General features: G+C 30.4%; 20 protein-coding genes. All 20 read right to left on the bottom strand.

Annotated features, from left to right (window positions below; genetic code table 11):
* Positions 1-19: 19 nt before the first annotated feature.
* Positions 20-1,057, bottom strand: a complete 1,038-nt coding sequence (locus tag EUBELI_RS01240) for an ATP-binding protein (RefSeq protein WP_041687884.1) — start codon at positions 1,055-1,057, stop codon at positions 20-22.
* Positions 1,058-1,167: 110 nt separating this feature from the next.
* A complete protein-coding gene (locus EUBELI_RS01235; protein ID WP_012738530.1) occupies positions 1,168-2,295 on the bottom strand; it encodes a glycosyltransferase family 32 protein in 1,128 nt (375 codons plus the stop codon).
* Positions 2,296-2,309: 14 nt separating this feature from the next.
* Positions 2,310-3,065, bottom strand: coding sequence for a LicD family protein (locus EUBELI_RS01230; RefSeq protein ID WP_012738529.1), 756 nt, complete (start codon positions 3,063-3,065; stop codon positions 2,310-2,312).
* A 12-nt stretch (positions 3,066-3,077) separates the two neighbouring features.
* Complete coding sequence (locus tag EUBELI_RS14580; RefSeq protein ID WP_012738528.1) at positions 3,078-3,710, bottom strand: LicD family protein; 633 nt, start codon at positions 3,708-3,710, stop codon at positions 3,078-3,080.
* Between the two features lie 21 nt (positions 3,711-3,731).
* Complete coding sequence (locus EUBELI_RS01220; protein ID WP_041687883.1) at positions 3,732-5,486, bottom strand: rhamnan synthesis F family protein; 1,755 nt, start codon at positions 5,484-5,486, stop codon at positions 3,732-3,734.
* A gap of 17 nt (positions 5,487-5,503) precedes the next feature.
* Positions 5,504-7,369 (bottom strand): polysaccharide biosynthesis protein, encoded by a 1,866-nt coding sequence (locus tag EUBELI_RS01215; RefSeq protein WP_012738526.1) that lies wholly within the window; start codon positions 7,367-7,369, stop codon positions 5,504-5,506.
* 24 nt (positions 7,370-7,393) lie between these two features.
* Complete coding sequence (locus EUBELI_RS01210) at positions 7,394-8,323, bottom strand: class I SAM-dependent methyltransferase (protein ID WP_148231325.1); 930 nt, start codon at positions 8,321-8,323, stop codon at positions 7,394-7,396.
* Between the two features lie 10 nt (positions 8,324-8,333).
* Positions 8,334-9,701 carry a glycosyltransferase family 4 protein gene (locus EUBELI_RS01205; RefSeq protein ID WP_041687882.1) on the bottom strand — a complete coding sequence of 456 codons (1,368 nt, stop codon included), beginning with the start codon at positions 9,699-9,701 and terminating at the stop codon, positions 8,334-8,336.
* Positions 9,702-9,723: 22 nt separating this feature from the next.
* Positions 9,724-10,815, bottom strand: a complete 1,092-nt coding sequence (locus EUBELI_RS13500; RefSeq protein WP_012738523.1) for a glycosyltransferase family 2 protein — start codon at positions 10,813-10,815, stop codon at positions 9,724-9,726.
* Positions 10,815-11,915 carry a non-hydrolyzing UDP-N-acetylglucosamine 2-epimerase gene (wecB, locus tag EUBELI_RS01195; RefSeq protein WP_012738522.1) on the bottom strand — a complete coding sequence of 367 codons (1,101 nt, stop codon included), beginning with the start codon at positions 11,913-11,915 and terminating at the stop codon, positions 10,815-10,817. The genes EUBELI_RS13500 and wecB overlap by 1 nt, the downstream gene beginning before the upstream one ends.
* Before the next feature lie 4 nt (positions 11,916-11,919).
* On the bottom strand, positions 11,920-13,725 hold the full coding sequence (locus EUBELI_RS01190) for a methyltransferase domain-containing protein (RefSeq protein WP_012738521.1): 1,806 nt from the start codon (positions 13,723-13,725) through the stop codon (positions 11,920-11,922).
* Between the two features lie 3 nt (positions 13,726-13,728).
* The gene (locus tag EUBELI_RS01185) at positions 13,729-14,670 is read right to left on the bottom strand and encodes a polysaccharide pyruvyl transferase family protein (protein WP_012738520.1); all 942 of its coding nucleotides are present in this window, start codon (positions 14,668-14,670) and stop codon (positions 13,729-13,731) included.
* A 14-nt stretch (positions 14,671-14,684) separates the two neighbouring features.
* Positions 14,685-15,965, bottom strand: a complete 1,281-nt coding sequence (locus EUBELI_RS01180) for a radical SAM protein (RefSeq protein WP_012738519.1) — start codon at positions 15,963-15,965, stop codon at positions 14,685-14,687.
* A gap of 12 nt (positions 15,966-15,977) precedes the next feature.
* Positions 15,978-17,042 (bottom strand): hypothetical protein, encoded by a 1,065-nt coding sequence (locus EUBELI_RS01175; RefSeq protein ID WP_148231324.1) that lies wholly within the window; start codon positions 17,040-17,042, stop codon positions 15,978-15,980.
* A gap of 467 nt (positions 17,043-17,509) precedes the next feature.
* Entirely contained in the window at positions 17,510-17,650 is a 141-nt protein-coding gene (locus EUBELI_RS14320) for a hypothetical protein (protein ID WP_012738517.1), read from the bottom strand.
* A 278-nt stretch (positions 17,651-17,928) separates the two neighbouring features.
* The gene (locus EUBELI_RS01170; protein WP_012738516.1) at positions 17,929-20,175 is read right to left on the bottom strand and encodes a LicD family protein; all 2,247 of its coding nucleotides are present in this window, start codon (positions 20,173-20,175) and stop codon (positions 17,929-17,931) included.
* A gap of 33 nt (positions 20,176-20,208) precedes the next feature.
* Positions 20,209-22,215, bottom strand: coding sequence for a LicD family protein (locus EUBELI_RS01165; RefSeq protein WP_012738515.1), 2,007 nt, complete (start codon positions 22,213-22,215; stop codon positions 20,209-20,211).
* 77 nt (positions 22,216-22,292) lie between these two features.
* Positions 22,293-23,105, bottom strand: a complete 813-nt coding sequence (locus tag EUBELI_RS01160; protein ID WP_041687881.1) for a flagellin N-terminal helical domain-containing protein — start codon at positions 23,103-23,105, stop codon at positions 22,293-22,295.
* Between the two features lie 148 nt (positions 23,106-23,253).
* On the bottom strand, positions 23,254-23,727 hold the full coding sequence (locus EUBELI_RS01155) for a hypothetical protein (RefSeq protein ID WP_012738513.1): 474 nt from the start codon (positions 23,725-23,727) through the stop codon (positions 23,254-23,256).
* A 9-nt stretch (positions 23,728-23,736) separates the two neighbouring features.
* Positions 23,737-24,123, bottom strand: a complete 387-nt coding sequence (gene fliS / locus EUBELI_RS01150; protein ID WP_012738512.1) for a flagellar export chaperone FliS — start codon at positions 24,121-24,123, stop codon at positions 23,737-23,739.
* Positions 24,124-24,128: the final 5 nt, after the last annotated feature.

The following is a 24,128-nucleotide window of genomic DNA, read 5'->3' as shown; positions in this document are numbered from 1 at the left end:
CCTTCCTGTATCTAAACAACTACTCGTAGTAATTCTCTATGACAAACCGTTCAAAAAATGGCAATGTAAATCTTACAATACCATATTCGCTGCCATCCACAATTCCCTTCTTTATCAGGCGCTTTCTGTATGGATTGAACTGATTCGTATCGATATGCATTAATTCCCGGATATCCTTAATCTTACCTGTATCACACTTAGCAATTGCAAATGCAATTTCCTTATCTTTTGCTGACAACTCAGACCATATCTTCTCATATACATATTCTTCAAGATACTGACGATACTCTGCTAATACCCCTTTATAATCTCCATTATTGTTCCATGTAAGATACCCTAATACCTGAAATGCGAATGGATATCCCTTCGTAAGTTTAGCCATTTCAACTGCATTGTCCGAATCTATATCAAAAGTATCAGCATATTTCTGTGCTACAGCACCTATATTTAATGACTTCATTTCCAGCTTCGGTGCTCTGTATAAAAATGTAAGATTCTTCTCGTCCTGAATTGCATTAATATTCTCATACAACCCTGTCATTAATAAGAATACTGGCAAATCCTTCCTGACCATAATCTGAAACGCGCTCGCAAAAACTTTTATATTTTCGTTGTTAGTCACTTCATCTATTGCTATCAGTATTTTTTTATTATGCTTTTTAAGATTTGCTATCATTTCATGTAAAGCTACTTCTATATCTGTAATAGGGGCAACTCCACTAATCTCAACACCAAATCCCAGAAACGACAAGTTAATTCTCGCATCTTTAAATATAGCTGCCAACTTATTATTGCTTGAGAGATTCGCCGCAAGTCCGTTAAGCAAATCTCTGTCCGGATTAAGTTCTACTATAATCCACTCATCAGATTTGCGTAATTTATTGGCGATTTCTGTCATCATAACAGTTTTTCCAGAACCTCGCACTCCTGTCAGAAGATATGTCTGATAAGTAGGATTATCACCACTAAAATCATTAATCACCTTATTTTCCTGAGCTGCTCTTGAAACAAATAGCTCCGGCTCTTTCCCAAATACCATAGAATATGGATTATCCATGAAAACCTCCATAAATTTTACTGGTTTTAATTTGTTTTACTACTTTTTACTGGTTTTAATTTGTTTTACTACTTTTTACTGGTTTTGTCAATAATTATACAATCCTATATTTATACATTTCTGCTCAACCTTTTAATACTATTTATAATACATTGATATTCTTTCTTTGTCTTTTCCCTATCTTTTCGATGTTTCTCATCAAGCCATCCTCCATTAAAATGATGAATTGAGTAGGTATTCTTTGTAATACATGTTTCGCCACTCATATAATCATATGGATGAAAATAGTCTGAAGAAAAAATAGTCATACCAGCTATATTCTGAACTGTATTATTAGGTTTAAAACCCTTTTTAATTAATGGCATTGTCTCATAATAACCACATGTTGTCAGATTAAAACTCCCATCTTGCATAACAAATGGTTCGTTCTTCCTAAAATCTAACATTTCCTTAATCACTGGATGATGAGGAACCGCTCCACTGCAGCCACCCATATTAATATTCCCCCACTTCTCAACACCAGCAAATGCCTCGTATTTAAGCAGATCATCAAGATTTCTGATAACCTCGACATCAGTATCTATGTATAAACCTCCATAATTATAGAGAATATCCAATCTTGCTATATCAGGAACAAATCCCCATTTTTTAGCCTCATATGCCTGCTTCATATATAGATTCTTCTCAACATTATAATTATCCTCATCCCATCTGATAATTTCATAGTCTGGGCAGAATTTTTTCCACGATTCAATGCATTTATTCAAATAGTCAGGCATTGGGTTTCCGGAAAACCAACAATAGTGAATTTTTTTAGGAATATTAAATTTCTTTGATTCTGTGATCATGCTGCTATCTGGCATTTGTTCTGCATTCAATGCCAAGATAACCGGAATAATAGCAACTATATTCTCTCTTAACTCTTCAATTGTGTTAAGCATACTAATAACCCCAGTATAGTTACTAGTTGTTATAAGAATCACAGCATCCTTAGGAATATCTGGAAGAACATCCAGCGACTTAATTTCAATATTCCTATTTCCAATATGGATAGTTTCGTTTTGTTTTTTTGAATCTCCGTCTACATAAAACAAAAGTTTATCTACAATGCCATACTCAACAACAATATAAGGCATAATAATCTGACCTATCATCCCCGCTCCATATATAACAACTGGAGTCTCCTTTTTATTCACATATTCTCTAATTTTATCAAATGAATCAAACTTAAGGACCATAGGTACTCCCTTCTTTATGCGTATACTATGTAATCAACATTATTTTCATCTAAATAATCTATTATTGAGATATACTCATTCCAAACTTTAATTTTATATTTTTCTACTATCGGTTTATTATTATAAAATAGTCCCATGTTATTAACAAACTCTATTGCATCACTGATTGATGATATATAAAATGCATTATATTCAGAATTAAACACTTGAAAATGTCTTCCTATTGAATGAGGTGATTCAGCAACATCATATGGCCACTGATAAATATCACCGTATAAATTTAATAGATATGAGTCACTATTAAAAGGTGCTTTAAACTTTCTATTTTCAAACATTATCTCTACTAATGGAAAAATATCATTATAGTTAAAAAATTCATCACATGATTTTAAGCAAAAAAATGTTTCAATTCCATATCCAATTCTTTGAGTAGGTTCCTTACTTGTATATGGATTATTCTTCTCTAGTTTGGAATTAAATCTTATGTAAGATTTTATATCATTTTCTTTTATTATTTCCATTTCGATATTTGCTATATAATCTAAAAGTTCTTTATAACTACAATCTTCTTTATAATAATCCATTGGAAATATGTCAACATTAATCAGTTCTTCGTTAGTGCCAATTGAATAACCAACCAAAAACATACCATTTAATAAAAATGCTATGTTGCTCTCATTTGCTTTTATTAAGTTTCTTATCTGAAAATTGATTTTTTTGTAGTCCCCAGGTGATGAATCCGGAATCAGAAGCAGCCCATTCTGATACAAATATTGAATAAACTAATTGTATTCATTCCGTAACATAACAACATCTATATCATCATCCCATGGAACAAATCCCCCATTCCGAATTGCGCCTAAAAGATTTCCTCCTTCAAGAATAACATTAAGCCCTATATTCCTAGCATATCTATCAACCTTTATTAACAAATCCAAGCTTTCTTTCTGTCTTTTTCTTAACTTTCCCCTTGCTGGTTTTAAATGCCTTATATCTGCAATCTGCTGAAAAAATTCTATTTTCTCCAAACACTGCTTTTCTTTCCTTAACTCTTGCTTATATTTAAGCTTATAAATATATGCATCATCAAGGTATCTATCAATAAATTCGTTAAAATCTATCCGACCACTTAGAATATAGTCTCTGATAAAAATAAAATTCAATGAATTTTCAATTCCCATCTTCATCAACTGATATTCCATTTCAATGCATAATTCTTCCCTAGCCGCAAGAATAATTAAGTACTCCTTATAATGAGATTGTATATCACTAGGCAAAATAATTTCCTTCTCATACAGATATTTCCCTGTTAATGCCGCATTATTGTCTGCAAAACATAAAACATTATCGTCTCCAAAAAAATCATATGCTTCTTTACCATATTTCCCCGTTCCAAACACTATTATTTTACTCATAACTTATCCATATCCTGCTGTTTAATCCACATAAAGAATATTCTTTATATTATCATCTTTTAATATTCTCTCTATATTTCTATTATTTTTCTTTCCTACGGCAACAATTACATCAATATCCTTATATTTTAATTCTGAATACTGCATAACCTGAATTCCGCAAATATTCGAAAGATTACTTCTCTTGTCGCTGACAAGAATTCCCCTTAAATTGCAATATTTTTTTGCAATTTCTGCAACGCGGCAAGCTAACTCTCCTGCCCCATATATGTACACTTTTTTAGCCGAAACTAAAAAATGTTTTATTTTTTCTTCCATCAACTGGTCAGTCATTTCTCTGACAGAATAATTTCTAGCATTATCAGAAATCTTTTCTCCTAACACGCTTAACATCCCTGTAAGATTATAAATCTGTGTGGCAACATAATCTTTAGTAATCACCTGTTTTGTGTAATAGCCTTTTTCCTGTGCTATTAGCGGAATCATCTGTAAAATTGTACCTGTTTTATCCAATTCCAGTAATTTAATAACATCGTTTGATAATAGTTCTTTCCTGCACACTAATCCATTTATTTGATAAACAGGAGCTTTATCCAATAAATAAGGAACTGTTATTTCTAATTTATCCTTCATTTTTTCGAAAACATTTAAATTAATCCAACTATGACTAAGACTTAAACTCACCTTTCCAAATGTTTTCATCGGCGGTATGAGAACCCCTAATCTGGAATCATTATTAAACAACGATTTGATACTACCTAGATATCTTTCATCGTTAATGTTGTTTAAAACATTTTCATTAGCCTTTTGTTCTATATATGATAGTCTTTCATCATCCCTCTTTATAAAAAAGAACAACTCTGCTTTATCTTTGGATTCATTTTCCTCTTGTATTGGTTTGTCTATTATCTCAACCATCTGCATTGCATTCATGATTGAAGATAATTCATATTCTCTTAAAACATAATCCCATATCAAATTCAAATCGTAATCTGTATTGTCCTTAATGAAATTATATGCATTTTTTAAATCAACTGCATCTGTGTATTCTTTATTTACAAAATCACCTGTAAAAAGTTTTCGCTTTAAAAAAGGGCATCTTTTATCCTTAATCAATTCATAGGTAGAATAATGATATGGACTAAAATTCCTATTTATATTGTTTCCAATATAATCATTACAATCACAATATGTATCCCATTTAAAACCTAGTTTTTCAAAATGTTCTGTCAATTTAAATTCATAATTAAGTATTGCACTTCTAAAATCTGAAATTTCATCAACTACTTGCTGCCAGTATTCCTTAAATGCATCCTGTGAAATAATACTTTTTCTAAAAGCATAAAAATAGCTTTGAATATGTTCTGGATAAACTCCAGCTCCACCATCAAAATCAGATCTGCCTCTTTTGGTAATTCCCCAAAAATCCAGTCCCTTTCTTCTATCCATAGCACTAAACATATCATTTAAATCAAAAAAAGGTCCAAATACAGAATCATTAATTAATACAAGTTCATCATATTCATAAATCTGTCTTTTATCATACAATTCCTTAATAACTTGTGAATATGCCCCTACATCAAACTTTTCATTACCGCGCTCTATGTATTCAGATACAAATGCAATTTTTTCTTTTTCTCGTTGCTTAAGCTTTTTATTACTCACAACAATTATATCTGAAGAAACATTGACTAACTGCTTTAACATATAAACAATATAATCATCAATTATTCCATTTTTATTGTATGTCATATAAATTGTTAAGCGTTTGTTCATAGCTGGTCTCCATTTTGTTAAATACACATGTAATTAATATTTCTTTTTTCTAATAACGGAATTACTTTTCTCTGATTTGATTCATTCAAACATACGATAATTCCCATATCATTGTCAGGAACAACCTGGGACAGATATAATTCCCCTTTATTAGTTTTTGTCATTCCATCTGATATCACATATTCATAGTCAATACATAAAAGATCTTCATATTCTCTTGCTTTCTTCCCTGTTCCATAAATCAATATTTTTTTATATTTTTTTACAAAATTATCAATCTTATCCCTTGTAATTGACTTCTGCATATCCAAAAAGCTATCCACATTATTTCCCTGCCTATACATTTGTTTTACTAATGCATTTAAATATCCCTGTTGATTTATTTGATTCATTCCCGCATATTCTGCTGTTTCACACACACCTGATAACATTCCTTTGCTCTGGGCAACATAACCTAATAAATACCCTACATTTTTTATTTTATTATCATTATACTCTATAGCTTGCTCTAACAATTCCCTCCTAACCCACAAGTTATCAGAATTGACTATTGGCATTTTATCCATAGAAAAAATACAATGAATTTGCTTGGAATCTAAAATATATGATATTTTTTGACGTATTTGCACCCATCTCTTCCATGCTTTACCTAGAAAGTCTGCATGTATTAGTTCTGGAATTGTCAACGCCCCTATTTTTTTATTTCGTTTAAATATTCCCATAACATTTGAAATATACGAGTTAGATTTTATAAGATTCTCTAAAACGCCATAAAGTGCTGATTTATTAACACAACTAAAAGTATTATTCTCCAAAATAATATCGCAATTAATCAAGCAAACATATTCATATTCTCTTATTTGATTTTTTAATTCTTCACAGCCTTCTTTTGATTCCGTAATAAATATAACCTTAATCTCATCTTTTATACGTTGAATATATTCATCTATCTCATTCGATATCAATTTAACATTTCCACAAATTACAACAATTGCATTTTTTAAAGATATTTCTTTTTCTCCCCTTGTTTGCAAAACATATTGTAAATTTAATTTTTCGAACAAATCAGCATGATTATATAATCTAATTAAATTTTCATAAATCATATCCACATCATATGCAGTATTATTATCCACATAGTCAAGAACCTTGCTCCAATTTTCTTGCGTCTGCATATCTTTATACTCTATTTCTATAGGTCTCTTTTTTAAAAATGGGAAATTTCTCTTTAATACTAATTCCTGTTGAATATATGCATATTGGCAATAATTATACATTGGATTAACATTGTCATTAGCCTCTACATCCATCAAACAAGAATATGTATATCCTCTCTGTTTGAAATAATTTGTAAACCTCAATTCATGAAATCTTATTGCATCAGAATAGTTATTAATTAATGGCATATCTAACCAATATTGATAAAACTCTTTTGTATTCAGCATCCTATTTCTTATACCAATAAAAAAACTCTGCAAATGTTCTTCAATTTCATAAGATTTTTCTATATACCTGCTATGTTTTGATGCTCCCCAGAAATCACATTGTGTTTTATTTATCATAATAAATATATCTTTAAAACTTACAAAAGGTCCAAAAAAAGAATCATTTATCAATAACACCTCATCGTAGGTTCTTATCTTTTCAATTCCAATAAAATTAACAATTGCATCTTTAAAAGCCCCTACATCATATCCTTCATTTTCTCTATAATAAACCTTTGTAGCAGCTTCAAAATTTTCCATACCCCTGATTATCTCCTTGCTGTTAACGACAACATATATTTCATCAACGCAAGATTTCAATTGATTAAGAAAATAGCCTACATATCTGTCTATAATATTATCTTTATCATACACCACATAAATTGCACTTCTGTACATATATTTTCTCTCACTTCACACTTGTTATCTATTTGGACACGGATATTTTGTTCCTTTTGACACATCTTCTAATAATATATCATCCCAAGATAACTTATCTATTTCTTTTATCTTCTTTCCATAGTACTCAGAATGGCAATACATGCCATTAATATAAGTATCCTTTAAATAATCAGAAGAATATTCTGTAAACCTTCCTGCAATTAAATTGCTACACCCCTTTTTTTCACACAACATTCCCATCTTTTCTGGAAAAAGAACGTCCAAAGCATTTTCTGAAAATTGAAAAAAATGCCATGGTCTTTCATGACTCGCATAACAGTAATGGGTTTCAATGAATACATATCCACCCAGCTTAAGTAACTTTATCATTTCGATAGACACCTTCCACGGCATTGCCAAATGTTCAAAAACAGAAGCACAAAAAATCAAGTCGAATTTTTCATTAAAATATTCACTTAATTTATGTGCATCTCCTACAACATCAACATTAGGTCCAGAATAATAATCAAATCCCACATACTCAGCCTTATCAAATTTGCTTCTATTACATGCACCTGTTACTATTCTTGAGCCAACCTCCAAAACACGCATTCCTTTTTTATTAAATTTTTCACTTAAAAATTCAATCCAATTATCATGACTTATAGTATCATCCTGATAAACATCATCTGTTTTAAACAAGGAATCTTCCACTTTATAATTTGTTATTCCTTCCTTTTCCAATTCCTTTATGATTTCTTTGCATTTTAAAACAGCAAGTATAACAGGAACGTCTTTGTATTCTTCTATATATTTTTTTATACTAATAACAGGTACTGTATTAGTACCTTCAGTTATTGTTGTCCCTTGTTTATTAACATCGTTATCAATAATAGCTACTACATTAGCACCATATAAGCCAAGAAGCTGCCTTCCTTTTTGTCCTGCACCAAATAAAACTATTTTATCCATATTTGCTCCATTATTTATTAATATATTTTTCAACTATACTGCAAGCATTTAGTTTAAAAATATCTTTTGAAAAGTATTTCTGATATGTTTCATATCCAGCATAAGCAATATCGTTTAATTTCCTCCTATTATTAAGGCACCACTCAATTGAACTTATTAAATCATTTGAATTCTCTGACTTAAAAATAATTCCATTTCTATAATTAGAAATAAATTCCGCTGTTCCAACCACATCAGACATCATACACACTCTTTTTCTCATCATTGCTTCAATTAAAACTACAGGAAATGTATCATTTCTTGAAACACTTAATATTACACCTATCCTTTCATACATTTCCATAAGCTCAGTATGAGTCATAATACCTAAACATTTTACTGCTGGAACTTTTTCATATATTTCTTTTTTAGATTCTGAAATATCGCCAATCAATAACACCTCAATATTATTCAAGATATCTCGCGAACAATTCTTTAAAGTATCTATCAAAAAATCTTGTCCTTTAATATAAGAATCTGGGCCTATTATAGCAAAGACCAATTTACCATTATTATAATCAAATTTTGTGTCACTGTACTTATTTTCTATTCCCCATCTAAAAGAATCTATCTTTATATCTTTGGCGCAAAACTTTTTAAATGCATCAATTGCTTTTGCTCCAACGCCATAAATTTTCAAATTATTATATATTTTTATTTTACTAAAATCTGGTTTTAAAATTGCATATGCACTTTCTTCCTCATGTAACCACCATATTATTTTTTTATTAATACATTCCAATCTCGTAATTATTCTCCATAATGCTAATGTATTAACAATTATCAACTTATATTCACCAAAATATTTTTCTATTTCTTTTTCTCCAAAATTGAAGTCCGTAAAATATAATAATCCATACTTTTTTTTTAATAATGTCTCATATAAATCGCCTTTTGAATCACACACAATATCAACACAAAATCCCGATTCAACAAGAACATCCGCGAGATTTAATAACATTAGTGGTGCTCCACGGTAATTCATTTCATGCGATACCATTAATATTTCTTTTTTTTCTGTATTATCTCTGACATCAATAATCTCACGATATTTTTCAAAAAATCTATAATCATCTATAGTTTTGATATTTTCCCTATCTATTCCAATATTTATCAAATTATACATTACTTTGTTATAATCAACAATTAACAATATTATAAAATCATATTTAATCTCATTTAAATACAAAGGTGAATTTACTATATAACCATTAATACATTTTCCAATTTTATTGTTATCACTATCAAGGACTGCAACAATTTCTAGATCATAAAACTTATCGTAATATTTATTATATAAATTCCCAGTGCCATACAAAACAACTTTTTTCTTATCCAAAATTCTCACCCTTACTATTTATTTATTCGTTATCAAATATCAGCACTGTACACTTCCTAATATTAATCTGATTCAGGGTACATAAAAATGAATATACATTATGTGGACTTGCAGCAACTAATATTTGATAATCATTATAAATTTTTTGAAGTTCTGTTAACGAAATAATAGCTCTATTATGAATCAAAGAACCATATTTGTTCTTGTCTGCAAAATAAGATATTATTTCTGCATACTTTTTGTATGCTTTTTCTCCATACAAACCTGCACCATATACAATGGAAGGTCTATTTTCAATAACTTCACAATCAAAATTTAATTCAGGAATAATATCATGAAATATCATATTCAAATTTTCACTAAGCATATTGGCTTGCTTAAATTCATAGTAAATTTCACATAATAAATCTTTTCTATTTTCTAAATTTTCAATTATGTGATTAATATACTCCATTCTCAACTTCAAAAGTTTATTATGTATTTCTTTTTTTCTCGTCGCAGTCAAACTACTACAGTGTATTCTGTATTTATATATAACTGCATCAAGACTTCCTATTTCTTTATATTCAAATAATATCCTTAACCAGTAATCATAATCTTCTACCAGGTATTTTTCGGCATTATATTCTCCAACTTTGCTTAATACATCCCTTCTATATAAAAAACATGCGCCAATGCAATTATTTACAAAAACCGTCTCAGAATCATATCCATCTGGCTCATAAAGATAATTTCCATTTTCATCGATAATTGTATATCTTGCTCGAACCATTATCTTATTAGGATTCTGATCCAAAAAACTATTCATTTCATCTAATGCACTTGGAAGAAAAATATTATCATCTGATGTCCAAGTTAAATATTCTCCCTCTGCACTAGAAAATCCTATATTAAGTGACTTGGGTAATTTTTGATTATATGGATTGTTTATTACTTTTATACGTGAATCTTTTCTTTCATATTCATTTATAATTGTAATCGTACTATCCGTAGAACAATCATTAACAACAATTAATTCCCAATCTGTAAAAGTTTGATTTATAATACTATCAATAGCTTCTCTTATATATTTTTCTCCATTGTATGTAGGTAAAATAACGGACACTTTTGGCATTATAGCTTCCCCTCAAAATATCTTTCGATTATATCAACAATTGTTTTTGATGCGTTTCCATCTCCATATGGATTTACAGATTTGCTCATTCTGTTATATTCATCCTTATCTGTTAATAATCTCTTTGTTTCTAAATATATATTCTCAGTCTGGGTTCCGACAATTTTTAATGTTCCCGCTGCAACTCCTTCTGGTCTTTCTGTAGTATCTCTCAATATGAGAACTGGTTTTCCAAGAGATGTTGCTTCTTCTTGAATTCCACCACTATCTGTTAAAATCAAATAACTTTTGTTCATGACATTATGAAAGTCGTAAACATCCATTGGTTCGATCATTTTCACCCTGCTATTATTAGCAAAAAATTGATTTGCAATCTCTCTAATCTTTGGATTTTTATGAACTGGATAAATCACCTTAATTTCTGGATAATCCTCTGTTATCTTGTTTACTGCTGAAAATATATTTTTCATTGGTTCCCCTATATTTTCACGTCTATGTGCAGTAAGTAAAATCAATTTATCATCTTCGCAACATTCCGTAATATTATAGCTTTTACAAACAGTTGTCTTTAAAGCATCAATTACCGTATTCCCTGTAACAAATATTTTATTTTCACCTTTTTTCTCTGATAGCAACATATCTTTAGCATATTGAGTTGGAGCAAACAATATATCAGATACCAAATCAATTGATTGTCTATTAAATTCTTCCGGAAAAGGAGAATGCATATTATATGTTCTAAGTCCTGCTTCCACATGACCTACAGGAATATTATGATAAAATGCTGATAATGCTGCTGCATAAGCACTCGTGGTATCGCCATGAACAAGTATCATATCTGGTTTTTCTTTATTTAATAGTTCTTCCAGCATATCCAAAATTTTACATGTAATACTAGATAATGATTGATTTTCTGTCATTATCCGAAGATTATAATCTTCTTTTATTTCAAACAATTTCATAACAGGCTGAAGCATCTCTTTATGTTGTCCTGTTAAACATACAACACTTTTTATTTTTTCTCTACTCTCAAGTTCTTTTATAACCGGACACATTTTTATGGCTTCGGGTCTTGTTCCAAATATTGACATTACCTTCATGTTCTCACCTTACTGTTCCAATCCAAGCAGTAAACAGATTAGAATTGTACACTCCTTTACATTTAAGTCCTTTTTTCACTTCAACATTATCACAATATAAATCCATCAAATGTTTCAAATCATCAATATTAAACCACTGTTCTAAAGCGCCTATTTCTAACTCTCCATAACAATCATCATTCTTATCAATAATAACTATTTTTCCGCCAGATTTCGTTACTCTCGCCATTTCTCTAAGTGCACTATTGATATCAACTGCATGTTCGAGTGCCTCACAGGTATAAACCACAGAAAACTCGTCATCATCATATGGTATATCCGTCAAAAGACCAACCTTGCAATAGACTGAAAGGTTTTCTAATCCTTTCATTACATTCTCGGAAATATCTACACCAAAATATCTATTCTGTGGTAAATCATCTAAAAGATTTTTCAAATAGCGTCCTTTACCGCAGCCCAAATCTAAAACTCTAATATTATTAAACTCCGAAACCACATTTTTAACTACAGAATATCGCTCATCGTTTATATCAATTTCACTTAAAAAACAATCATATGTTGCTTCGAATTCTGCTTTATTCTTATAATATAACGCATCTAAAAAATATTTATTGGCCCAACTAATTTCTTCTGAAGGAAAATATGTATTTCTCTCTTCAGCATTTTCCTCTGAGATATAACTTCCAAACCAACCGCCGGATTTATTTTGTAATCTACACGCATATTCAAATGCTTTATTTCCCCTTTCAAGATTTCCTAATCTAAACCATATTAAAGACAATTGAAATAATCCAGTAGAACAAACCCAGTCCACATTGTTATATGCAGGTACCGCCCCAGATTTTTTCTGATAATTTGCAATATTATTCATTGCTTCTTTAGCTAAATCTATTTCTCCTAAGTCTAACATTGCCTCAACAACATATGCATAAAAATGAGATAACAAACTAAAATTCACAATTTTGTCATAATACTTTGTTTTATAATAATCAAGTATCTTTTTTGCTTTCTCAATATATTCCTGTTTCTTAAATAACCTTCCTGCTTCTATCAATGGCGATAAACAATATACATGTATCAACTCTGAACACATATTCTCATTATTACCCCAACATTGTTTATCTGGAGTCTCTAATTGTCCTTCCTCTGTCATGCAACTAAAAATCCATTCACAGCCTTCCTTAATTACAGAATCAATTCTACTTTTATTGCTATGTAATTTTCTTGCCGCTAATAATCCTTTTAATATCTGAGCGGTATCAAATATATATGGTGCAGTGTCATCCGTATCATACCATGATCCATTAATCTTTTTTTTATCAAGAAGCCACAACGAGTAATTATAAGCAAGATCTCTATATCCCCACCTCATTAAAGATGGTATATAATATCCTGTAACTTCTGGATATCCCTTCCGTTTTTGAGAATTACATATTATTCGATTATTATCTATAGAATTCTTTAATATCCATTCTATAGCTTTCCTATATACGCCAATTAAGTCAAATCTGCTTTGAATATTTTTTTTTGTTATCTCATATTCAATTTTTGATATAGATATATAATCTTTTAGACCATCTCGCTCTAATTGCATCTTTATCTCATCAAAATATTTGTCAGAAACAGCAATTATAACTTTATCTTTAATACAATCTTTTTTTTCTTTATAATAATAGATTTTTATACCATCTAATAATGAACCTGCTTTCTCAGGATTATTATCTACAATAAATTTTATGTTATCTTTACCTATTAATTCAATAGCTTTTCTTGCGTATACTCCCGCACCGAATAAAATATATTTATTCATTAATTATTTTCTCCATTTATTTTTTATAATTACATTTATGATTTTTTCTATTTCTTTCTTTTCTTCATTCAACTTGCAATTATCAATTGACATAAATCCATCTTTATCATATTTTAAATATTTAACAGACTCAAATGCATCTCGCCTATTATCAATTTTATAATATTTTACTGGTGTATTATATAACAGGCTGATAATTGTAGCATGAACTAAATCTGTATATACTGTTTTCGCATTTGCATATAAAGTAATATAATCATATGGATTATCTGAAACCATTAAATTTTCTTTAGCCAAAAATCGAGTTTTACTTTTATTCAAATAATATGGCATATGCCAAGGATGAATTAAATTTTTCGTTACATTAGCAACATTCTCAGGTTCATCAGATCTGTTAAATGTCGAAACAATATATTCTTTATTAAGACTCATACCAGCAGGATTAAAATTGTCATTTACCCAGAAAGCACAATCCAATCCTTTTATACAATTCACATAATCCTTATACATTTGATATGTTTTATCATCTCTAGTTATAACAAATAATGGTTTCAATTGTTGCATTGCTTCTAAAACAATTTTTCTCTCTTGTTCTGTATATTCACACGCTCCAAATCCAAGGAAAGCAATCTCTGAACCATTTTCTTTCAATTTTCTAGCCATATTTATTGAGAAACTTTTTTTTACAAACTCTATACTTCCAAACATTCCAGGAAGAATAAATAAATCTGTTTTTATCCAATCTGCAGGATCCATAACATTTTTTAGTATTTCCTTCCCCGCATACATATTACCAATATAGAATTTTGACATGGGTGATATTGTATTAAATATTATATTTTTATTGTCTTTCGAAATATTTTTAAATATGTTCTTTACCCCAATGTCAATAAATGCTTCTCCTATATTTGTATACCAACAATTATTATTGTTTGTAATATACATACAATCTCCTCCATTTAATACTTTACATACTCCAATGGTTTAGAAGTTTGCTCTGCCACAGATATTTTCATTCCATCCCACATATCTTTTGAGCAACCATTACACCATGCACAGGCTTTAAAATAATGAACATCCCTTTTTAAGTATTTTAGCAATGACTCCTTGACATTAGATTCATATATATCTATGTAACATTTAGGTATCTCACTTGGCAAAGCTTGTAAATCGTTTAGTGATTTAAGATGTGCACACATATAAAACTTTCCTGAATCTATTGTTCTACATAATGTTATACAATCGTCAATTTTATTTTTAATAAAATTTATGTCATTTGCTTCTTCTATACCATCAACATATTGTTCAACATCACACCACTGTGTTGTATCTTGAACTGCATAATTAATATTATGTTTTACCAATTCATCTATCAATTTATTTATATTTCTACTTCGAAGACCATAATTTGAAATTAAAACATGAACATTACATTTTGAAAAAGTTTCAAAAATATCTTCGCTTGGAATAATAGTTCCATTTGTCACTATACGAATCACACCAACTTTTTCAGATGTATTTTTCTCATGAAATATATATTCAACTATTTCTCTCAATTGTCCATATAAAAATGGTTCTCCCCCAATAAGCATAATGTCATCGGTCCAATCAATTATTTCCATCATTCTCGAATAATCATTTTTTATCGTTTCCACATTGATATCTTTGGGATTTTGATAGTATTGCATCATATTGCAACACTTCTTACACTTTAATGTACACCTCGATGTTAAGTCTATTTCAAGTCTATAAAAAATAAAATGTATACCATCATTATCTATATAATATTCTTCTCTTCTTTGTCCCCAAAATTGTTCTTGCCTATTTTCTTTTATTATGTTGGCTAATCTAATATGCTTTTTTAAATTAATTATTTTCTGTCCATCAGAATACCCCCATATATCATACAATGAATCAACATTTACTCTTCTCCAAATATTTATATTACTCATTTCAAAATTAAAATCATTTACAAAACAAATGTTTGAATTACTGTATCCAAATGATAACATCTGTTCCATAATTTCATCTTTATACTCATTTTTACAAATAATTACTTTTGAAGAAAAACATCTCCATGGATATTCAACTCTACAATCCCCATCTATACTTTTATATATTTTCCCTTGTAGATAAATATTTCTATCAAAAAAACTAATAACATTGTACCCTTGTAATCTCAATTTATGATACATTATTATACTTTCAAAGCAAAACGGTGTTAATATTATATCTTCCATATCCTATCCTTCCTATATCAATTGTTTTATCCAATCATTTAAATTCATCAAAGGATTTTCGTAAAAACTTAATTCTTTTGCTAGTTCTTTTCTAATACAAACAGCCTCATTTTCTGTAATTCTAATATTGTAAGATTTACTAGCATTTTTATTAAATACCTGCAATTCATCATCTTCATATAAAACACACTGTAAATTATTATGAGCATTGTAATCGCTCCAACAAGATACAGAATAAAATGATTTCATATATTTTTTTTCAGTGCAATTATGAATGGATTCTCTAACATAATTTAAGTTTTTATCATAATAAAATTGTTTCGACTCATGTATACAATCTATTACGATGTATGTATTCAAAACACTATGCAAATCAACATTCTTTACATTAATTTTTCTTTTAAATTCAACATTTTTTAATTGTGAATCTAATATACATATTTCCATAGAATCATTATCATATACATATACTTTTTGATCTATACAACAAATACTTATAATATTTGAAAGTCCATTTATCCTTGCTAATTCTATTTTTTTACTAATATAATTAAATTTAATCAATACATTCGTCATTGGAATTATGCAAAAAATTGTTTCTTTAGCTATGCTCGCAGCATCTATATTCAATCCATCTCCTATAATATTTAATTCACTTTTCCAATTTATCAAATATTCAATATCATATGTGTCTATGTCCACAGAAACAATCCAATCATATAAATAAGGAATACAATATATTTTTCCATTTATTAAAAACCCTTTTGAAAACATCACCTCTGCTGGAGATTTAAGTTCTATTTCTGTGAATTTGTCTTGTTTAATATCATAAACAACTATGTTATCTGCTCTACACGGGATTAAAAATAATTTATCATTAATTTCTATTATTGTTTTAAATCCGCTTCCAGCTTTTCCATATGAAACATTCGGAATTTCCCTTACAAGAATTATTTTTTCCCTTTCAAAATTATATTTAAAAAGTGCCGGCATCCCCCAATGCACAAACCACACTACTTTACTTGTTGTGCAAATACAACAAGCATTCAAAGAAAAATTTATATACTGTCTATTCATTTCATTCACCTTTATAAAAAATTCTGTATATCCATACATAGAGCTATCATAAACTACTTATTATAATTTCCCTGTTTACGGGATATTATATCATATATTTATATCGGGACTTTTCAGATGTTTATTAACCTCTCCATATAATCAAGTATTTTCCAATAAATTCAATACCTTTCGATACTTGTTATTGAATAGGACTAGGGTTATAGAGTAATCTTTACCTAATACAGAGCAGATATATAATAATGTGTACACTAAATAAAACATTATCACTATCCGTTTTAAATGACCTCGATGTATACCCATACCTATATGGCAGCTCACCTTTCATGTCCAACAGGATTCCCCTCCTTTCGATGGACATCTCCTGTAATAATTATGGTTGTTTCATTTTGGGGGAACTAAGCTGCTTTCACAGGTACACTTTCTCCTCTTTAAGCCCTTTTACAAATTTCTTAAGGTTGTACATATCAAGCTGTATATTCTTTTAATGCTTCATATGTTTCTATCTTAATCCAATAACTATCAAAATCATGCCACCTAAGTATCAAAACTACAGGCCTTGAATTATATATCCAAACGCCTTTAAGTTCATAACTACCAAATCCCATACCACTTCATTTTTATATGGCATATCATACTAAATACATAATTCTATCACTTCATCTGTAAAACCTTTATAATCTACCAATTTACACTAATTAGTCATCAAATACTCATGAAACATGTTCAATGTCGAATGTTCTCCATATTATTTCTTAATTGGTAATATTCCTGTCATATATGCCAATACGACATACAATATGCTTTTTCATCATTTCCAAGACTCAGATATACCCCCATTAATTGCACCTCGCCTTATATCATATTCTCAACTATTGCATTAACATTAAACCATATAATCCATTATCATAACTGGCTTCCCGTTATTCCTGTACTCCTGTACAACCGGGGATGTATCTCCATAATATGCATCACACGAACAAAGCAATTTCTTATCTTTATCATTATATACATGTCCGATTTTTTCAAGCATATAATTATTCCTTATATTATTTAAACATTCATATAACTTTCTGTTAAGACTTGGGAGTACTGCATCAACCAATTCCTGAACACACCATATAACTTCTATTTCTTCTGAATATTGTTTAAATGTTTTCAGAACCCGTTCAATTTTCTCCACCGCCCCATCCTGATTCTGCATAATGCCACTTATAGATGTATAAAATAATATTCTCTTTTTACCGCCTGCATGGCTGGTTGTTTCTTTCTTGTCATTCATCCATTCCGGCTTAACACATATTTTCTTGCGCCATATATCTTCTGTGTTATCTCCTGCGAATTCAGTCAGCTTTTTAATATATATTTCTCGCATATTATCAGACTGTACATATACCTCATCAGCATTTACCACTCCCGGAACCGTACAGTAAGACGACATATTCTTATATGCCCTCTCATCATTACTGCTGAATTCTTCGAGATGAAATGACTGGACATATACCAGTTTATCAGTATTCTTCTTTAAAATATCAGAATAGTATTCTTTATAAACGCTGACTGCTTTATTTTCATTATCAAATGGATTCTGTATATATATCATATCAGGATGATGGAGTTCTAAATTATAACTACATATATCTATTGCATTTATCTCTTCTGGAAAATCATTAAGTTCATTGACATATTCCTTTACACTGCCATCATACTCCTTATAATAGTATGGTAATACAGCTACTATCACATCTGTCTCTGGATTCTTTTCTGCCTGTTCCCATATATTTTTTACATAACTCCAGTCAGCAGCTCTATACGGCATAATAACTATTTCTTTCCGCATTATTATTTCATTTTCTATAACAGAATTCAAATTATCAAACTCACCTGTTATGTCATATGTATTTCCCTGATAAACCATATATAATGTGTCACAAAATTTTTCAATACATTTGACACTTTGCGTATTTTCGCCTTTTATCTGTTCTATAAGATTGCCAGTTTCAATCAAAGCCTGCTGAATATCAGCAAGTTTTTCCTGAACATTTTTAATAATATCTTCCGTCTGATTATCAGTCCAGAATTTCCCGTTGTTAATGTGATGTCCGATTTTTTCAATTTCTTCTTTTACACTATGCATCACATCAGTTATTATTTTTTTATATCCTGTATTTGCCGCATCATCATTTCTTACAGCTTTCTTTCCATCAAATGTATACTGTGGCAATTTAAAATCCATCAGTACTTCCAACTGCTTTTTCTGAGATTCATAAAACGGATAATTATGCCCACCGGTATTTCTTACCAATTTCATATAGTCTCCATATCTCTTGCTAAGCATAGCATCAAAGCCTATCGGTACTGGAATCGTCGTATTCTCAAATGGAATTCTGACTATCTCATCATAATATTTTTTAGGAATTCTCATATGGTTTCCATACATGCTGCAAGGCATCATCTGTGTCATTTCATCACAATCATCATCTTTAAATGCAGCAAATATATTTTCTGCCAGAGTATATAATTGTATTCTTTCTTCCTCTTTATTTTGATATGCAGATACATCACAGTTACATAACTGACTGATTCTTTTTAAAGCATCTTTCTCCTGCTCACTATTCATACTGCCATCCGCAATATTATCAGCCACTGTTATTATATATTCTGCTATTTTCTCACAATGTTCCTGATTTTTTCTATCCCTTGAAACATTATCATGTACAAATATATCCAATCCTGCAATATAAGGAAATCCATGATGTTCTTTTAAATACTTATCCTCAAAACATATCCTGCTGGTACAGGTTACTCTTGCAAGAAAATGATGAAAATTATCATGATTTTTAAAATTAAATATTTCATATCCATTTTTTAATTCCTGCTTCGCAACCTGACAGAATTTAATATAGTCATTTCTTGGCATAGCAATATCAAGATCATCATCCCACGGTACGAATCCTGCGTGTCTTACTGCTCCCAATAAAGTTCCCCACTCTGCGTAATACTTAATATCATATTTCCGGCATATCCTGTCAACTTCTGAAAGCACATCTAATGCCACAGCCCATGAGCGTTTAATCATTGATGGAACATAGAAGCCATCCCTGACTTCATCTTCAAAATATTTTTCTAACATTACGCAGCTAGTCACTCCTTATTATCGTATGTTCTAAATTTCTACATTCTGAATCATAACTGGCTTACCTGAATTTCTGCATAATTGCGCCTCTGATCCTGCATCTCCATAAAATGCATCACACAAATTCATGGCCTTATCCAATTCATTTTCATTAACAATATATTGAGTAAAATTCATTTTAATTTCATTATAATCTTCAAGCAGTTCTGGATTTTCCATTTGTAATATTTCATCAATGTTTGATTCAAACATCATCAATGGAACCACACTATCCTCATATTCTAAAAATGTATCCATAGACCTTTTTATTTTATCAAATACTCTGTGTCCATTTTCAAGGACATCATTTGTACATATAAAATACAATATTACTTTTTTATAAGAACCATCCGATTTTTTTATATAACCCTTCCATTTCTCCGGTATATCATCATACTTTGAATCGGAATTTTCCATCTCAATATAATGCTTTCCATTTCCAATAATTTTAGTGTTCCATATATCCCTTGTCTCTTCACCAAAATATTCAGATAACTTTTTTACATACAATTCCTTAATACCTTCAGACTGGACAATAACTTTATCTGAATATACAACTCCAGGCATTGTTACATATGAATCCATACTTACATAAGCTCTCATATCCGATGGATTAATTTCTTCTGTTTCAAAATAAGGTATGTATATCAATTCTTTAGTGCACATTGCCAGCTTCTTTGCATAAAATTGTGGATACACAGTTGTTGTTGCATTATAAGAATCATATGGATTCTGAATTATAATTTTTTCTACATATTCATTATCAAAATCAAAATTCTCTGGTGATACAATCTTAACATATTCCGGATACTGCTTATCATCATTAAATTTTTCAATTGTTCCATCAATATTTTTATAATAATATGGGGCAGGTATGGCAATAAGAGTATATTCTCCGCTTCTTTCATACTCTTTCCATAATCCCGCCATCATATTCCAGTATTTTGCTTTAAATGGCATAAATACTACCATTTTCTTATCTTTATAATCTTTCTTCTCTTTATCTATTCTTATTTCTTCTATCTTATTCTTAAACTGATTATAGTTTCTATAATCGTCTGTATATTTGTTAATATCTACTCCTGCATTTTCAATAATTTTTTTCTGACTCTCAAAGAATGGATAGTCATGTGAATCCCATGTATGGACAAGCTTCATATAATCACCATATTTCTTTTTTAAAATAGAATCATACGCATACGGAACAGGAATTGTAGTATTCTCAAAAGGTATTCTTATTGCTTTATCATAATACTTTTTCGGAAATCGATAGTTTTTGCCTCCTACCCATAAAAGCATTATTGTTATATATTCTGCCTCATTCTCTCTGTATATTCCACACATTCTGTCAATAAGTATATTGAGCTGTTGTACTATATCATCCTCTCTGTTTATAGTAACTCCACATATATTCTCTACCTGACTAAGCTGCATATTAATCTGCGTTAAATTTTCTTCATCTAACTGAACATTATTATCCTGAATGCTTTTTATCACATTCATGATTGAGCTTATCATAACAATCACATTGCTTTGAAGCTCATCATCCTCTTTATTATCTGATATATAATCCAAAGGAAATATATCAAGTCCTATAACATACGGTACACCATGATATTTTTTTAATTTCTCGGCATCATATGAAATCTGGTCTGTATTAATAATCCTTGATACCATGTTTCCATCATTATTATGAGACTTCAGGTTATATATTTTATAATTAGATGGCATTATTTTTTCTGCTATCTCCAAAAACCTATTATAATCAGGTCTTTTCATGCATATATCCATATCATCATCCCATGGTATGAACCCATGATGTCTGACTGCACCTAACAGTGTTCCCCATTCTGCAAAATATTGTATTCCATTCTCTCTACATGCATTATCTACATCATTAAGGACTTCCAGCTGTGCAGCCCACACCTGCTTCATCTCTGATGTTACATAAAATCCATCTCTTACTTCCGCTTCAAAAAAACTCTTGTCAAATTTCATTAATGTACCCCTTTTTCTTTAAAGACAAAAAGAGCCGGTGCAAGCACCGACTCTTCTGCTTATAGTAGTAATAATTATTAACCGAGAAGTGAAAGAACTCCCTGTGTCTGCTGATTAGCCTGAGCAAGCATTGAATTTCCAGCCTGTGCAAGGATGTTGTTCTTGCTGTACTGTACCATCTCATCAGCCATATCTGTATCACGGATACGAGACTCTGCTGCTGATGTATTCTCTGATGTTGTATCAAGATTGTTGATAGTATGCTCAAGTCTGTTCTGAAGTGCACCAAGATTAGATCTCTGTGTTGATACCTTATCAATAGCTGCCTGAATCTTTGACATTGATACTCCAGCTGTACTGTTCTTATCAACTGTAAGTCCACTAACACCTAATGTTTTAGCATTCATGTTGCTGATGCTGATCTTGATTGTCTGTCCCTTAAGAGAACCAACCTGAAGATTCTTTCCTGTGAACTTTCCATCTAACAGATTCTGTGTATTGAACTGTGTTGTTGACTGGATTCTGTTAATTTCTGATGTTAACTGATCAATCTCAGCCTTTATTGCAGTTCTGTCTGTTGATGTGTTAGTATCGTTAGCAGCCTGTGTTGCTAACTCATTCATTCTCTGAAGAATTGAATGTGTCTCATTAAGAGCACCTTCAGCTACCTGGATAAGAGAGATACCATCCTGTGCATTATCAGATGCCTTATTAAGACCTCTGATCTGGCTTCTCATCTTCTCTGAGATTGAAAGACCAGCTGCATCATCACCAGCACGGTTAATCTTATAACCTGATGATAACTTCTCTGTTGACTTCTGGAGTGCGCTTGTAACTACACCCATCTGTCTGTTTGTGTTCATTGCTGATAAATTGTGTTGTACTACCATAATATTTTCCTCCTTGAAATTATATTGTGATGCAGCTTCCATGCTGCATCTAGTTATGGTTTACAGGAAACTTTCTGTTCCCTTGTACTTTATATATCGGACCTTAGTACCAAAACTTTAGTCCGTAATATAACTTTTTAAAAAACTTTTACTGCTTCGTATCCATAAACTGAGGTTCATCACTTACACGGCTCATATTCTGATAATATGACTTCGCCATTGAAGCACTTCTTTTAGCTTCCTTATGCTCCTGACGTTCCCTGCGAAACATTGCCTCAACCTTAACCTTATTTCGAGCTTCCTGAACTTCTATCTTAGCGCCAAGTTCTGTAACTGCTTTAATAAGTGTCTTCATAGTTTCGATTTCATCAGAATACATCTGTTTATTATCACTGAGTTCTTCCTTAATACGGTCAAATACACTCTGAAAGCCTTCATCAAGCTTCTCCAATTCATCAATGCATTCACCCTTTTCATGCATATTATTTTCAAATACATCATGATCAAACTCTGTATTAGAAAGTATCTTATTCTGAGTCTCATTAAGAACTATAATCTTATCAAGAATATCCTTCTTCTTCTTAAGACTGTCTATCATAATCTGAAGATAATTAGTAGTCATACCTGTCTCCTACTTATTCATTGACCTTGTTCGGTTCATAACTTCTTTCCATGTATCTCTCATGCCCCTGATTTCATCAAGTGCCCTATTAAGTATCTCAGTGTCTTTTTTAATATTAGCATCAACCAATAATGAATATATATAATTATATACATTTTCAAAATCCTTAGCAACCGGATACTTATGATTAAGTGTCACCTTAAACTCCGTTATTATGTTCTCAGCTTTCTTAATATTAATATTTGCTTTTTCATAGTCCTGCTTCTCTATAGCAATTAATGCAATATTACAGAATTTAATTGCCCCTTCATAAAGCATAAGTGTAAGCTCTGCCGGACTTGCTGTAAGAATTTTATTACGGTTATACTCCTGTGCGATATTCTGATTAAACGCCATAACTC

The sequence above is a fragment of the [Eubacterium] eligens ATCC 27750 genome, assembly GCF_000146185.1.
Taxonomy (GTDB): Bacteria; Bacillota; Clostridia; order Lachnospirales; family Lachnospiraceae; genus Lachnospira; species Lachnospira eligens.
The sequence above is the reverse complement of the archived record's forward strand: the minus strand, read 5'-3'. Positions and strand labels throughout refer to the sequence as shown.

What these genes read in the sequence shown, in the direction of transcription:
- EUBELI_RS01190 (WP_012738521.1), bottom strand. Translation starts at nt 13,725, where the DNA reads ATGAATAAATATATTTTATTCGGTGCGGGAGTATACGCAAGAAAAGCT.
- EUBELI_RS01235 (WP_012738530.1), bottom strand. Translation starts at nt 2,295, where the DNA reads ATGGTCCTTAAGTTTGATTCATTTGATAAAATTAGAGAATATGTGAAT.
- EUBELI_RS01240 (WP_041687884.1), bottom strand. Translation starts at nt 1,057, where the DNA reads ATGGATAATCCATATTCTATGGTATTTGGGAAAGAGCCGGAGCTATTT.
- EUBELI_RS01180 (WP_012738519.1), bottom strand. Translation starts at nt 15,965, where the DNA reads ATGGAAGATATAATATTAACACCGTTTTGCTTTGAAAGTATAATAATG.
- EUBELI_RS01215 (WP_012738526.1), bottom strand. Translation starts at nt 7,369, where the DNA reads ATGTACAGAAGTGCAATTTATGTGGTGTATGATAAAGATAATATTATA.
- fliS (WP_012738512.1), bottom strand. Translation starts at nt 24,123, where the DNA reads ATGGCGTTTAATCAGAATATCGCACAGGAGTATAACCGTAATAAAATT.
- EUBELI_RS01185 (WP_012738520.1), bottom strand. Translation starts at nt 14,670, where the DNA reads ATGTATATTACAAACAATAATAATTGTTGGTATACAAATATAGGAGAA.
- EUBELI_RS01175 (WP_148231324.1), bottom strand. Translation starts at nt 17,042, where the DNA reads ATGAATAGACAGTATATAAATTTTTCTTTGAATGCTTGTTGTATTTGC.
- EUBELI_RS01165 (WP_012738515.1), bottom strand. Translation starts at nt 22,215, where the DNA reads ATGAAATTTGACAAGAGTTTTTTTGAAGCGGAAGTAAGAGATGGATTT.
- EUBELI_RS01170 (WP_012738516.1), bottom strand. Translation starts at nt 20,175, where the DNA reads ATGTTAGAAAAATATTTTGAAGATGAAGTCAGGGATGGCTTCTATGTT.
- EUBELI_RS01210 (WP_148231325.1), bottom strand. Translation starts at nt 8,323, where the DNA reads ATGGATAAAATAGTTTTATTTGGTGCAGGACAAAAAGGAAGGCAGCTT.
- EUBELI_RS01220 (WP_041687883.1), bottom strand. Translation starts at nt 5,486, where the DNA reads ATGAACAAACGCTTAACAATTTATATGACATACAATAAAAATGGAATA.
- EUBELI_RS01160 (WP_041687881.1), bottom strand. Translation starts at nt 23,105, where the DNA reads ATGGTAGTACAACACAATTTATCAGCAATGAACACAAACAGACAGATG.
- EUBELI_RS01155 (WP_012738513.1), bottom strand. Translation starts at nt 23,727, where the DNA reads ATGACTACTAATTATCTTCAGATTATGATAGACAGTCTTAAGAAGAAG.
- EUBELI_RS13500 (WP_012738523.1), bottom strand. Translation starts at nt 10,815, where the DNA reads ATGCCAAAAGTGTCCGTTATTTTACCTACATACAATGGAGAAAAATAT.
- wecB (WP_012738522.1), bottom strand. Translation starts at nt 11,915, where the DNA reads ATGAAGGTAATGTCAATATTTGGAACAAGACCCGAAGCCATAAAAATG.
- EUBELI_RS14580 (WP_012738528.1), bottom strand. Translation starts at nt 3,710, where the DNA reads ATGAGTAAAATAATAGTGTTTGGAACGGGGAAATATGGTAAAGAAGCA.
- EUBELI_RS14320 (WP_012738517.1), bottom strand. Translation starts at nt 17,650, where the DNA reads ATGGGATTTGGTAGTTATGAACTTAAAGGCGTTTGGATATATAATTCA.